The 13,959-nt window shown below is 61.9% G+C and carries 10 protein-coding genes; 6 read left to right on the top strand and 4 right to left on the bottom strand.

Annotated features, from left to right (window positions below):
- The first annotated feature begins 24 nt into the window (after nucleotides 1-24).
- The 3 genes from PSRA_RS02325 to PSRA_RS02315 all read left to right on the top strand — a co-directional run bounded on the left by PSRA_RS02325 (nucleotide 25) and on the right by PSRA_RS02315 (nucleotide 6,991).
- Nucleotides 25-471: a hypothetical protein gene (locus PSRA_RS02325; protein ID WP_143516303.1), complete on the top strand. Its 447-nt coding sequence runs from the start codon at nucleotides 25-27 to the stop codon at nucleotides 469-471.
- A gap of 280 nt (nucleotides 472-751) precedes the next feature.
- Entirely contained in the window at nucleotides 752-3,514 is a 2,763-nt protein-coding gene (locus PSRA_RS02320; protein ID WP_094660268.1) for a DUF1156 domain-containing protein, read from the top strand.
- A gap of 84 nt (nucleotides 3,515-3,598) precedes the next feature.
- Entirely contained in the window at nucleotides 3,599-6,991 is a 3,393-nt protein-coding gene (locus PSRA_RS02315) for a DUF499 domain-containing protein (RefSeq protein WP_245834842.1), read from the top strand.
- A gap of 114 nt (nucleotides 6,992-7,105) precedes the next feature.
- Here the strand turns inward: PSRA_RS02315 and PSRA_RS02310 are convergent, their stop codons facing one another.
- From PSRA_RS02310 to PSRA_RS02300, 3 genes are read right to left on the bottom strand one after another with little or no spacing between them, the layout of a single operon-like run.
- Complete coding sequence (locus PSRA_RS02310; RefSeq protein ID WP_094660264.1) at nucleotides 7,106-7,483, bottom strand: hypothetical protein; 378 nt, start codon at nucleotides 7,481-7,483, stop codon at nucleotides 7,106-7,108.
- Complete coding sequence (locus PSRA_RS09780) at nucleotides 7,461-7,934, bottom strand: polymorphic toxin type 50 domain-containing protein (RefSeq protein ID WP_094660263.1); 474 nt, start codon at nucleotides 7,932-7,934, stop codon at nucleotides 7,461-7,463. The genes PSRA_RS02310 and PSRA_RS09780 overlap by 23 nt, the downstream gene beginning before the upstream one ends.
- Nucleotides 7,921-8,616, bottom strand: a complete 696-nt coding sequence (locus PSRA_RS02300) for a DUF4417 domain-containing protein (RefSeq protein ID WP_211280477.1) — start codon at nucleotides 8,614-8,616, stop codon at nucleotides 7,921-7,923. Before PSRA_RS02300 ends, PSRA_RS09780 begins: the two co-directional genes overlap by 14 nt.
- A 235-nt stretch (nucleotides 8,617-8,851) precedes the next feature.
- Here PSRA_RS02300 and PSRA_RS02295 point away from each other — a divergent pair, with 235 nt between their 5' ends.
- Nucleotides 8,852-9,409 carry a helix-turn-helix domain-containing protein gene (locus PSRA_RS02295; RefSeq protein ID WP_094660262.1) on the top strand — a complete coding sequence of 186 codons (558 nt, stop codon included), beginning with the start codon at nucleotides 8,852-8,854 and terminating at the stop codon, nucleotides 9,407-9,409.
- A 407-nt stretch (nucleotides 9,410-9,816) separates the two neighbouring features.
- Here PSRA_RS02295 and PSRA_RS09775 read toward each other — a convergent pair whose 3' ends face one another.
- On the bottom strand, nucleotides 9,817-10,203 hold the full coding sequence (locus PSRA_RS09775; RefSeq protein ID WP_158216288.1) for a helix-turn-helix domain-containing protein: 387 nt from the start codon (nucleotides 10,201-10,203) through the stop codon (nucleotides 9,817-9,819).
- A gap of 643 nt (nucleotides 10,204-10,846) precedes the next feature.
- Between PSRA_RS09775 and PSRA_RS02285 the strand changes: the two genes are divergently transcribed.
- Together PSRA_RS02285 and PSRA_RS02280 are read left to right on the top strand one after the other, a co-directional pair.
- A complete protein-coding gene (locus tag PSRA_RS02285) occupies nucleotides 10,847-12,088 on the top strand; it encodes a Wadjet anti-phage system protein JetD domain-containing protein (RefSeq protein WP_094660259.1) in 1,242 nt (413 codons plus the stop codon).
- Nucleotides 12,085-13,959, top strand: a complete 1,875-nt coding sequence (locus tag PSRA_RS02280; protein WP_094660257.1) for a hypothetical protein — start codon at nucleotides 12,085-12,087, stop codon at nucleotides 13,957-13,959. Before PSRA_RS02285 ends, PSRA_RS02280 begins: the two co-directional genes overlap by 4 nt.

Genomic DNA, 13,959 nt, shown 5'->3' with positions numbered 1-13,959 from the left:
AACTTGAAAACGCCTAAGTACTCATTGAATTACAGCACACTGCATCACATCATTGCCCAGCGTGACAATATCGACGATGAAGATGACGAGGCATTGGAAACATGGCGAACACAGCTGGCCACGTTTCTCACCGAAGACATCAGCGGCACCGTCGAGTGGCTCGAAACGGATTGCACCCGCGAGCAATTCGAATGGCTGAGCGAGTTGTTCGACAAAATACTCGCCAGATCCCAAGATTCGCGACTGGTCCAGGCTCTGGTCGAGACCTGCGACAGGCTGATTCCGGACGAGGACACATATCATGTGCGGGAGATGCTGCAGATGGCGATTTTCGGCTATTGCAACGATTCCGATCGCGATCGGTATCTGCGACGAGAGCTGCTTTCTCCTCGCGAATGGAACATATTCCAACAAGAAAAGGCCGCCGCCGCTTCATGTCGGATTCATGAAGAGCAGAACCCACTGTTCTGAAGCTACGACGACATCACCACCCGCCACTCCATAGCAACACACGGGGCCAGGTATCGTCCTCCGTCATACCCGGCCCCGCGGCGGGAACACGTCACGCCATCGGCGGATTTCCGCTACATGAATACCACTCGAAAATTCTCTTCCATATATCGCGTACTTCCCTTCCGCTCCGGCTGAAACTTTCAAGCGAAAATCATGACGTTGCAACACAGTTCACAGCCTCCGACACACTGGTGTTCATCGCGCATACACTAGAGGCAACAGCTAAGAAGGGAACGATATGACGACCCCCCCCCGAAAGAAACTCATTGAGACCAGCATTCCGCTGACGGATATCAACGCCGAATCCGTGCGGGAGAAATCCCTGCGCCACGGTCTGCCGTCCACACTGCACCTGTATTGGGCGCGGCGACCGCTCGCCACCACTCGCACCATCCTGTTCGCTCAGCTGGTGGACGACCCGTCCGGCCGCCCCGACCTCTTCCCCACCGAGGAAGACCAGCGCAGCGAGCGCACCCGGCTGCATGACATCATGAAACGCCTCGCCTCATGGGACAACATCCACGATGCCGAACTGTACCGTGAGGCGCGGCAGGCGATTCTTGACTCCAACGATGGTGTGGAGCCCGCCGTGCTTGATCCTTTCGCCGGTGGCGGCGCCATTCCGCTCGAAGCGCAGCGCCTGGGATGCGAGGCACACGCCTCGGACCTCAACCCGCTGGCTGTCATCATCAACAAGGCGCTGATCGAGATCCCGTCGCGCTTCTGCGGCCACCCCTCCGTGCACCCCACGGAAGGCGTGCGCACATCAGACGGCGCAGGCGGCTTGGCTGACGACATCCGTTATTACGGCAAGTGGCTGCGCGACACCGCGTATGACAAGCTCAAAGGCCTCTACCCAACCGTGGTTGACGACGACGGTAAGGAACGCACGGTCATCGCATGGATCTGGGCGCGCACCGTCACCAACCCCAATCCTGCAAACCAAGTGCCTGTGCCGCTCGTGCGCTCGTGGTGGCTGAGCAAGAAGAAGGGCCACGAGGCATGGATCAAACCCATCGTGCACGATGACGGGTCGATCAGCTATGAGGTTCAGCATTCCGCGGATGGGCCGACGGGAGATGACGGGACCATGCTCAAACGAGGCAATGCCTTTTCCGTGGTGGACGGCACTCCGATATCCTCCGATTACATCAAAGCCGAGGGAAAAGCGAATCGTCTGGGTGCTCAGCTTCTGGCTATTGTCGCCGAAGGCGACAGACAACGTCTCTATCTCTCTCCTAGTGAATTCCAGGAGCGTCTTGCCTCGAACGCTCCTGTTCCCGATGAAGTGCCTGACTACCCCTTGGCAAATGATCCTAAGAATTTGTGGACGCCTTCATATGGTCTGACTCAGTTCTCTGACCTCTTTACCAATCGGCAGCTCACGGCTTTGACTACCTTGTCGCAGATGGTGGCGCATGTGCGGGAGCGCGTGCTCGCCGATGCCCGCGCCGCAGGCATGTCCGACGGCGAACGCCTCGACAACGGCGGGGACGGAGCCCAGGCTTACGCCGACGCCATTGCCGTGTATCTCGCCCTCGCCGTCAGCCGACAGACAGATCGCTGCTCGAGTATCAGTGGCTGGGATTCGAGTCGAAGCACGATTCGAAATGTATTCGCACGACAAGCGATTCCCATGACATGGGATTTCGCTGAGGCGAATCCGTTTTGCTCTTCGACAGGCAATTTCCTCGGCCAAGTGGATCTCGTCGCTGAGGCAATCGAAAATGTGCCAGCCCATCCTCATAGCGAAGCCATGCAAGCCGATGCCATGACACGCGACTACACGAATGTGGTGATTTCCACCGATCCGCCGTATTACGACAATATCGGTTACTCCGACCTGTCGGATTACTTCTATGTGTGGCTGCGGCCCATGCTGCATGATGTGCTGCCCTCGGTCACGGCCACCATGCTCACGCCCAAGGCGCAGGAGCTCGTGGCAAACCCGTACCGACACGGCGGCAAAGACGGCGCGGAGCAGTTCTTCGTGGACGGTTTCGACGCGGTATTTGACCGCATCCGCGGCACGGCGCGCACCGATGTGCCCATGACCGTCTACTACGCCTACAAGCAGCATGGCTCCGACGGCGTCTCCACAGGCTGGTATGCGCTGCTCGAAGGCCTCATCAACGCCGGGTGGCAGATTACCGCCACCTGGCCGGTGCGCTCCGAGCTGTCCAATCGTATGCTCGCCAGCGGCACCAACGCCCTCGCTTCCTCCATTGTGCTCGCCTGCCGTCCGCGCCCCGACGACGCACCGCGCGTCACCATGCGCGAATTCATCTCCACGCTGCGCCGCGAGCTCAGCGAGGAGCTGCGCACACTGATGACGAGCGGCATCGAGCCGGTGGACCTCAACCAGGCCGCCATCGGCCCCGGCATCAGCGTGTACTCGCGCTACTCGCGCATTGTGGAAGCCGACGGCAGCGACGTGGATGTGCGCCAGGCGCTTGAAATCATCAACCGCATCATCGACGAAACCCTCGGCGAGGACGGCGACGACTATGATCCCGCCACGCGCTTCGCCATCAAGTGGTATCAGAGCTACGGATGGTCCGGCCAGCAGTCCGGCCTCGCCGACCAGCTCTCGATGGCGTGCGGCACCACGCCGGGCGCCTTGGTGGATGATGGCATTTTTGAAGCAGTCGGCGGCACGGCGCGCCTGCTCACACCAAGCGAGCTCAGCGGCGAATGGAACCCGGCCAAGGACTCGCACACTGATCTGTGGGAGGCCGTGGTGCGCCTGACCGGCGTGTATGCCACGAGCGGCGCTGATGCCATAGTGCCGCTACTCGCCGAGGTGTCGCAACGTTTCCCCAGCCTCGACGCCATCAAGGCGCTGGGTTTCCGCATGTACCACGAGGCGGAGAAGCGCGGCGACACCGACGCCGCCCTGCAGTTCAACTCGCTGGTGTCCGCATGGGATGACCTCGCGATGGATGCGCATCGCTATGCCGAAAGCCACCAGCACGGCGTGCAGGGGCAGCTGGATTTGTAATAATTCCCGCGCGCAGCGATGCGCGCGGGGGTGGTTAATAGATAGAAGGGAATAATCATGGCCATCACGAACAGAGACCGGATTATGAAGGCATTGGATTACCTGGAAGAGGGGCTTTACGACGTTGTCGACGAAGCGGAAACCAAAGCGAACGGCCCTGATTGGGATCGCACATGGGAACAGGAACGCATCCAAGACAACAAGCGCCCCTATGAGGTTCGCAAGGATGACATCCACTACCAGCTGACATCCATCTATCGTCATTGGAAGTACTACGAGGGAAAAATCACCCAGACACAAGAGGCCTGGGCCAGCGAACTCATTGGCGTGCGCAACAAAGCCATGCACAGCGGGAACACCACCGGCTCCGGAGAGGAGAGCTTCAGCACGGTCGAAACCCTCCGGGCCCTGCAAACCATGGTTCTGCTGCTCAACGCCGTGGATTCCCCGGATTCCGCCGCCAGCGTCCAGACCATTTACGATGACCTTGAGCGTACCGTACGCAACGAGCACTCCCGAGCCATCAGCCGCCGCAAGGCCCTGGCGCTCGACCCCAGCGGCGCCATCAAGCCGTGGCGCGAGGTCATCACGCCGAAGGATGATGTGGCGACCGGCACCTTCGACGCCAGCGAATTCGCGGCGGATCTCTACACGGTGGCCGTCAGCCACGAGGCCCGCCACGCCGGCAACCCCTATGGCGACCCGCAGAAGTTCTTCGCCGGCACCTATATGACGGAAGGCCTCAAGGACCTCCTCACCCGCGCGTGCCAGCGCCTTTCGGGCCAGACCGGTTCCCCGGTGGTGAACCTGCAGACGAATTTCGGCGGTGGCAAAACGCATTCGCTGCTCGCCCTCTACCATCTTTTTGGCAGCACAGATCCGGCCGCGCTGCCGCTGAGGGTGCAGGAGGTCGTGCAGAACGCGCATCTGGCAACCCCGTGGAAGCCCGGCAGCGTGCATCGTGTGGCCATCGTGGGCACCAACCTGCACCCCGCCTCACCCGAGACCAAAGACGACGGCACGCAGGTCAACACCATCTGGGGTGAGATCGCCTGGCAGCTCGGCGGCCGCGAAGCCTTCGACTACGTGGCGGAGGACGATGCGAAGGGCACCAACCCCGGCGCCAAGCTGCGCGACCTGCTCGCCGACTACAGCCCGTGTCTGATCCTCATCGACGAATGGGTGGCCTACGCCAGGCAGCTCGTTGGGCGCGACGACCTGCCTGCCGGCAGCTTCGACACGCAGTTCGCCTTCGCGCAGGCCCTGGCTGAGGCGGTCTCCGCCACCCCGAACTGCATGCTCGTGGTGTCCATCCCCGCCTCGGAGAACGGGAAGGACGGCGCCTCCGACGCGGAAAGCATCGAGGTGGGCGGAGATAACGGCAAGGCCGCGCTCAGCGCCCTGAAGAACGTCATCAGCCGCGAGGCCTACCAGTGGAAGCCCTCCACTCAGGATGAATCCTTCGAAATCGTACGCACAAGGCTGTTCAACCCGCCGCAGCAGGGCATGGATGACCAGCCGGCCGTCACGGCCGGGGCTTTCGCGGCTTTCTACAAGAAGAACGCCACCTTCTTCCCTCCGAAAACGCAGGACCTCAACTACCGCCAGCGCATCGAGATGTCGTATCCGCTGCATCCGGAGCTGCTCGACACAATCTACGAGAGCTGGTCGAGCCTGCCGAGGTTCCAGCGCACACGCGGCGTGCTGTCGCTCATCGCCACCATGGTGCACGAGCTGTGGATCTCCGACGACGCCAGCCCGCTTATCATGCCGGGAAACATGCCGCTGGAGACGGATAGCGTAAGCACCAAGCTCATGCAGTACCTACCGGAGAACTGGCGGCCGATCATCGACGCCGACATCGCCGGCGACCACGCCACGGCCACCGTCACCGACAAGACCGTGCCCGCATTCGGTCAGCGCCATGTGGCCGAGCGCCTCGCACGCACCATCTTCATGGGCACGGCTCCGCTCCAGGGGCTCAAGAACGTGGGACGCACGAAGCTCGACATCAACCTGGGCACCGCCGTGCCCGGAGACAATGCCGGGAACTTCGGCCAAGCGCTGAACACGCTGGAGCGCGAATCCACGTATCTGTACGACACCGATGGTCGCTACCGTTATGACACCCAGCCGTCCATCAACAAGACGGCGCAGGATATCATCCGCCAGCTGAAGGAAGACCCGACCTCCGTCTACAACACCATCACGGAGTTCATGAAGGCGAATGGCGCGGACCGACCCGGCTCCCCCGACAAGAGGCTGTTCGAGCGCGTCTGCCTGGCGCCGAAAGACACATCCGAGATTCCGGATGTGGATGAGGCGACGCTCGTCATCCTGTACCCGCAGTACACGGTCACGAGGGGCACGACCGCTGAAACCGACAGCGAGACCGTGCGCTTTATGGAAGACGCCACCAAGCATCGCGGGAACTCCCAGCGGACGAACCGCAATATGCTGGCGTTCCTCGCGCCCGACAACACGCAGATGGAGCTCGCCTTCGACACCGCCTGCTCCTACCTGGCGTGGAAGGATATCTGCAACCGCGCCAAGCAGCTGAACCTCCAGCCGACGCAGGTGGCCCAGGCCGACGAGAAGCTGACCATGTACAGGACCCAGCTGGGCAAGAGGCTGGCGGAATCGTATATCTGGAGCTTCTACCTGGCAACCGATGATCCCAAGAAGGAGCCCGTGCTCCAGCATTCCAAGGTGACCGCCGGCGATAGTCTGAGCGAACTGGCCGAGCGGACCGGGGCGCGCCTGCAGCGCGAGGACCAACTGCTGGGCGGCATCGCCCCCGGCATCCTGTGCGCCGACATCGACAGCTATCTGCGCGGGATGTTCGATGAGAAAGGTTCGCTGAGCGTCGGGGCGCTGTGGGAGTACATGACGCAGTACGCGTATCTGCCAAGGCTGCGCAACCGCGGCGTGCTGGATTTCGCGCTGCAGCAGATGCCGCAGAACGTGCAGAACGGCGCGCATCCATATGCGCTGGCCACCGGGTATGACGAGTCGCTCGGGGAATTCACCGGGCTGACCATGCAGGGCGAAGACCAGTTGGCGCAGATCACGGATTCCACGCTCATCGTGACCGGGGAGGCGGCGGAGGCGTCGCGCGCGCGGACGCAGGCGCGGACGCGGGCGGCGGCGCCGAGCCCGGCGGACACTCCTGCGACGCCGGCGGTTCCCGGGCCTGCACCTGTTTCGCCTGCGCCCTCCGTGCCTGGCCCCGCGCCCGAACCGAAGCAGACGCGCTTCTACGGCAGCGTCGTTCTCGACCCGGACCAGTACAATCGACAAATCGCCAAGATCAACGAGATGATCATCGACCAGCTCAGGTTCAGCCACGCCAAGATGGAGCTGCGCCTCGACCTCCAGGCCACCCAGCCCGACGGCTTCGACCCGAGCATCGTGCAGCGCATCTCCAGCAGCGCCGAAACCCTCGGCTTCACCGCCAGCGGCTTCGACGAGGAGTAAGGAAAGGAAAAGCGCCGGGGTTCCGGAACTCTTAGAGTTCCAGCGCTCCGGCGCCCCGCCCTCCCCAGAAGCAACACTGGTACGGCTTTCGGACGCGGTGTCCGTGGGGGTCTGTCAGAGGTCGATGCGGGGCGTATCGAGAATCCGGCCGTGATCCAGGAAGAGGCCTTTCTCCGCCGAGTAGAGCAGGTGTCCGTCGCTTGTCACTTCCGAAGGCATGTGGCGGCGGGAGATGGAGAGATAACGGTAGTTCGGATTATGATTCGGGCCATCGTTAAGAATCGATGAGATGCGGTAATACATCTCCGGCCAGTCCTCGTATCCTTCCTCACCAATGTCAAATTCCTCGCCATTGTCATCTTCGCCCTCCGTCGCTTCGTCGGATTCGTATCGGTCTCCTTCGGCGAAAACGATTCGGTACGTCGCGTGAGGTGCCAGGCAGGCATAGGCCCCAAGTTCGTCGATGATCTCATCGAGAATCCTCGTCGTCATGATGCCCTCCGTTTTCTTTTCTCATATTGTTGTAGCTCCCACAGCTTCGCGTTTCTGACAGATTGCTATCGTGGGGAGCTTCTGGAGGCGTCGCGGGGACGATGTGTGCTCCGCTGGAACCATAGTTGATAATGCCGATTGTAGTGTCGAGGCCGGAGCCATCAGACAACTTCGGAGATTTGAATTTTCCTATGACTTGGTGAAAGTCAACACGCTCCTTGTTGGGGGTGATGAGCTCGCCCGTTCCCGCATATTGGTCAAGGAGCTCCCTTGCACGGCTTAGACCTCCGTTGAGGATGCTTCGTCCCGGTATGTAGTTCTTGTGCCCAGGGATGTGTTTGCCTTGCTGCCCTGCGTGTATTTTGACCGGGAACCCGTAGACCTTCCGGTATCCGTCATCCTGAGAGCCTGCGGTGTGCCCGGTGTTGCGCCTGCTGCTACCACTGCCCATAGCCGTTCCTCCAATCCAGCACTCCTCGGCTGCACGGCGGGTACGCGCGCACGGGGATGCCCAGGGAAATCGGGTAAGCCATGGCGGTCTGCGGCAGCGATCCGTAATAGACGATGAACGTGGGTTCGAGTCTGTCGACGGTGGCTCTCACGTCACGCAGGAACCTTCGGCGCTCCGCAGGGTCCTTCATGAGGCCGCGCCCGCAGATGGCGATGGTGGAGCGGCGTGGAATTCCGCCGAGGAGCCACGGGCATCCGGGCTGGTAGCGGGCGCAGGGAATCACGTCGATGCCCTGCTCCTGGAGCCATGCTGCAAGGAGGTGGTTCCTGTAGCTGTTCCACATTTTCAGAGGCTTGGGAAAGTCGATGCATGTGGAGTATTCGGGCATGATGACGCCCTTGAACTGTTTCAGCCGCCGCACGTACCGTTGCGGATTCCTCCACAGCCTTTCGAACCGGTAGTCGTCCTCATGGAAGTGGACATGGCAGTCGAACGCCGTGCAATCGCGCCGCATGGCGAGGGTGAACGGAACCAGTCCGGTCGGCTCAGCGCGCGATGCCTTGACGATGGGCATCTCCCAGCGCCCGGCATAATGCCGGTCGGCAAGCATCCACAGATGGAACACGTCGCGTTCATGGATGGGTTTCCTGTGTTGTGCTGTGTTGTTCGCTGGTTTTTCCATATGCCGCTCCTTTCGAGACGTTTTCGTTTGTCGGAGCACAGGCTAGGGATTTCGCCAAGGGTTTCCCAAGGGCTGGACCGGTGGTATGTCGCAGGTTCTGCGCCTGTGGGCGCCCGCATGCGTCAATGCGATGTTCTTCGCCAAAACGGCCGTTGCGGTTCGTCCTTGTGGTGATGATTCTCATATGTGGTACACGGGATAGTTATATGCTCTTCGCAAAAGAGTGTGCGAACAAGTGGACGATATCAACGCCGGTGTTGTGGGGGATTGCATCCGCAGGGTGATGGAGAGCCGTGGGTGGACTCAAAAACGTCTGGCGGCAGCTTCTGGAATCGGGCAAACGGCAATCAGCGATTACGTGAATGGCCGCAAGATGCCTGGTCTCAAATCAGCGGCAAGAATTGCCAAGGCACTGGACGTCACCATTGATGCACTGTGCGAGGATGACGGGAGGAAGCCGGTCGCGCGCAATGGGTCCGCGGTCAGCGGGCGGGCGATAGCGCAAGCGGTATACACACTGTGGCGTGCGGGAGTCGCAACGGACTTTATCCAGTCGAGCATCGAGCCGAGCATGATGGATGACGCTGAAGAGGTCGCCTCGGGCTACTCCCGTAACTTCATCGAGATAAGGCGTACGCCGCAAGCGGTGGAACGGCTCATCGGATTGCTCAACGATTATGCCGAGACGAAGGATACCTACTCCGATCCGGATGCCTACCTTGAACAGATACTCCACTCTGCCGCGCAATCCATCGAGAAGGGAATGGGTATCGAATGGAAGATTGGATTTTGATGAGTTCTTCGAGACCGCGCATTATCGCTGGAAGGATTCCGACAAGTCCCATTGAGCAGATTCGGCAGCCGGATTACGTTTCGTTACATCTAGCCAGCGTGCCCGCACGTACCACTGTTCCAGATTTCCCAACACTGGCACGTGTTCCGGACAGAAAGACACGATTCTGGGGCCGCAATCCCCCGAAAATGTCCGCAAGCCGTACCACTGTTCCAGAATCGATAACGCTGGTACGGGTTGCAGACACGGGGATTGATTCGGACGGGCGACCACTGACGTCCGCGGTGGTCTGACCCGATCCGGCCACCCCGCCTCCACCGCAAGCGGGGCATCGAACGCCTATTGCGCGGTTTGTGGGGTCCCGAGCGGCAGACCGCCGACGCAATTGCAACGTTTCCGGACACTCCCTACTCGGGCACCCCTCGAAAACGACCCCACAAACCGCGAAATAGCCCTCTGCGGCATATCGAACGCCCCATCGGAGCCCCCGATTCACCGCTTCGCGTCGCTCGCACCACGAGACCCCTGGGCACGCATATCCCGAAGCGTCTCCAAGAGCGCAAGCTTCGCGCGCAAAAACTCGTTCTCCTCCTGCAGTCGTTGCAAACGCGTCGGCTCCGGCTTGGGCCGGTTGCACAACCCCGCGGACGTCCGCGCCGCCCGGGTTTGAGCGCTTCCGCGCCACCCTCACGGTACAGACGAGACCATCGTTTCACCGACGACGCACCCGGAATATCGAAACGCCGCATGACCTCCTGCACAGGCACTCCGTCGTCGACATGTGCCTTGGCCACGGCAAGCCGCGTCTCGTAATCGTATGACTTCCTGGTTTCGCCTATACCGCCTCCTCACCGACGTCGCTAGAACCAACGCCTCCATTCTCTCGCATCCCCAATATCAGTGGCGCGGGTTCCAGGCATAGGACCGATTTCACGCCCGTTCCATCCACGGACGTCCATGCCGGATCGCCAACAGTCGGCCTCACTGGTTGTCCCAGTGCCAGCGAGAGCCACCGTCAATCCGGATGCCATTGGAAATGCTGGGCTTCCACCGGAACAGTACCTCTCACTGGTCACCCCAGTGCCAGCGAGAGCCACCGTTGGCCAACCCATCGTTGCAAACACTAAGCTCCCCCGCCAACAGTGCCCCTCACTGGTCGCCCCAGTGCCAGCGAGAGCTACCGTTGGTTCCGCTAGGCGAGAACAAGCGGGAATCAGACCGAATCAGCGTCGCAATCCCGCGTCCCCGCGCTCTCCCCAGAAACAGTGGTACGGGATTCGGGCAAAAATCCACGATTTTCAGGCCAAAATCCCCGAAAATGTCCGCAAACCGCACCACTGTTCTCGAATGCACGGTGCGTCGGGGACTTGAGGCATGGCGACGATACAATGGGTGGGATACCGAAGCACAGGGGCTGATATCGGGGACGGAGGAACCATGGTGGACCAAGGCACGAACGCAGCGCACGATCGCGGCACCGATGCCGCACCGCGCACGTTCGCGCCCGCACCCACACCGCCTACCACCCCCGCCCGCCGGCGCTACACATACATCTCCCTCGAACCACTCATGGAGCGTGTCTCCAATCACCTGCGCACCACGCAATACACGGCCATCGCGGAGGAGATCCAGCGCATGACGCGCGACGGCGAGCTCGATCCGGTGAAGACAAGCAAAACGAATGGCCGCACGCCTGCGCTGTTCAACCGGTATCGCGAGCCCGTCCCCGACTTCGCCCCGCCCGAAACACAGCGCGAGGAGCGCGAGGAATTCACGTGGTGTCTGACTCCACCCATCTCGCACAGCTACTACTCCAACCACCCCGAGCGCTACCATGCGGAGCGGCGCTACGTGCTCCAGCTCAGCGATTACCTCAAGCACCGCGCCGACCGCCTCGCACGCCGCATCTCGCTGCGCGAACGCTGCTTCGAGATCTGGCAGTTCGAGAAATGTTACGACGAGCAGCCGTTCCAAGGCGAGCGCTTCAACGCCAGAGATGTGCTCAAACACTGCGGCATGACGCTCGACGACCTCAACGTCTATCGCACGGTGGAGCCGGTCCCGGCTTTCTCGTTGCGCTACTCCACACCGCAAACAGTGCTTATTGTGGAGAACAGCGACACCTTCTTCAGCTTCTGGAGCTACCTTTCCTCGCGCCCCGCGAGCTCATTGGAGTCTCGCCCCACTCTCTTCTCCACGCCCATCGACTCCATCGTCTACGGCAGCGGCAACAAGGTCACGGCCCTCGGATCGCATTTCTCCGAAGCCCTGCCCGCCTACCTGCGCTGCCCCGCGAACCGCTTCCTCTACCTGGGCGACCTCGACGACGAAGGCATCGCCATCTTCGACGCGCTCCGTCGCGGCCTCGCCGGCACCGTGAGCATCCGCCCGTTCCGCGAAGGCTACACGGCGATGGCGCGCAAAGCGCGGGCGATGCGCGGCCTCGGCCTGCTCATGCCGCGCATGAAGGAGCGGCAGAGGTCGGGGAATATCGACGATTTTCTCGCCGTGTTTCCCGACGATGCACGCGACGAAGTGCGGCGCACCCTCGCGGAGGGTCGCTACATTCCCCAGGAGATTCTCAGCGACGACGATTACGCCGCGGACGACGCAGCCGCCGCGCCCAACACCGCACCCGCGCCCGCTGACACCACACCCACCCCGAAGGAGGCGGCATGATCGACAACCTCTCCTGTCTCGACCGCTTCGAGGAGCGCATGCGCTTCGTCTCGTTCTTCGCGCAGCTCGCCTTCCAGACCGGCCCGACCAAGCGCGCATGGAAAACAAGCGGCTTCGGAACGTCGCAGCAGGAGCAGTTCACGCTGCTCGTCATGGTCATGCTGTTCATCATGGAGCGCTCGATCAACGAGGAAGTGTGCACAAAAGACGATATCGCCGAGTTCATCGAGGCCACGGACCGCGCCATCTGGCACCGCGGCATGACGAGCGAGCAATGCCGCGGCCTCTCGCAGTTCATTGTGGACACGCTGCTCATCAACGACGGCACGCTGATGACCTTCCGCACGTATTCGAGCGCCACCGGCGGCCTCGTGGATATGCCGGTGCAGTTCGTGAGGGACGATTACTGGCAGCTCGATTCACGAACCGACAAGCGCATCACCTACCGCATGACGGATATCGGCTACAGCTGCCTGTTCGCCACGCTCGAGCTCGAGGATTCGACGAACGTGCCGCTGCAGCGACTCATCGTCTCGTATCTGCTCAACCAGGGCGATTTCGACGATGCGCTGCAGCATGTGCGCAAGATCAACCAGACGCTCAAGCAGCAGAAACAGAAGCTCGCCGACGACATCCACGCCATCCGCCAGAACGTCAGCGAATACCGCATAGATCGCTATGGCGACACGATGGACGCGATGTTTGCGGAAATCGATGCGGCGAACCAGGAGTTCCGCGAGTACAAGGAGCTGGCGGTGAGCAAGATCGCGGCGCTCGAGCAGACGCAGCGCGAGATGCGGGAGGCGACGGAAGCGGCGGAGGCAGCTGCTGCGCAGGCGACGGCGGCGACAGCTGCGCAGCCCACGCCCGCGCAGACCACGCCTTCAATGGCTCGCCAGCGCGCCGAGTTCGCGGCGAAAACGCGCCACCAGCTGACCTCACTGCGAGACATCAAGGAGTCGCTGGACCAGGGCCTGTTGCTGGAAAGCGAGATCCTGCATCTGGCGCAGGATATGTCAGGCGCGTACAGCGAGGCGCTGGATTCCTCGCTCGCGGCGGGCATCGACGCCACGCACCGCTACCCCTTCCCCGCGCACGTGTATGCGCCACTGCTCGACGACGCAAGGCTATTGGAATCGGTGGCGAGCGACTTCCTGGCGCCGCTTTTCGCCCATACGATTCGCCAGACGCCGCAACCGGACGGCAGGATGCCCGAGAACCGCATCTTCAACCCGGCGGTCGCGTTCCTCCCGCAGGTGCGGATCGAGGATGACGACGAGGATGAGATCGCGCTGCCCGACGCCGACGAAGAGGCGGAGAAGCGCGAGAAGGCGGCCCGTGCGGCGGAGCTGGACGCCGACCGCACGGCGTTCCTGGCGCTGGTGCGCGAGATTGCGCACACGACCCGCCCCCGTGTGACGCTGGGCGAGCTGGCGCGCGCCTCGCAGACCGACGCGGCGGCGGCCGCACGCCTGGCTCCCGATCCGGACCGCTTCCCCTTCGCGCTGTCGGAGCTGCTCGGCCACGACCCGTATAACATCGCGCAGATCCGCGAGACAATGTCGCGCACCATCCGCACCGACGACGAGCAATTCGACGCCCCGCGCACGCTGGTGCACGGCATCGACACGATGGATGACCTGGCGGATATCGAGGCCATCGAAATCGAAACGCTGGGCGGGGACATCGTATTCCATGCCGCTGCCGCCGCGCCGAGCAATGCCAACGCCGCGCCGAGCAATGCCAACGCGCCCGCCACCTACCCGCTGGTGCGATGCACGGACTGCGCCATCGTCATCCGCCGCAGCACAGACAGCACCTCGAACACCAAGAGGAGTGTGGCCGCACTCCAAACATCCGAAGGACACTGA

Source organism: Pseudoscardovia radai, from assembly GCF_002259605.1.
GTDB classification, from domain to species: domain Bacteria; phylum Actinomycetota; class Actinomycetes; order Actinomycetales; family Bifidobacteriaceae; genus Pseudoscardovia; species Pseudoscardovia radai.
The sequence above is the reverse complement of the archived record's forward strand: the minus strand, read 5'-3'. Positions and strand labels throughout refer to the sequence as shown.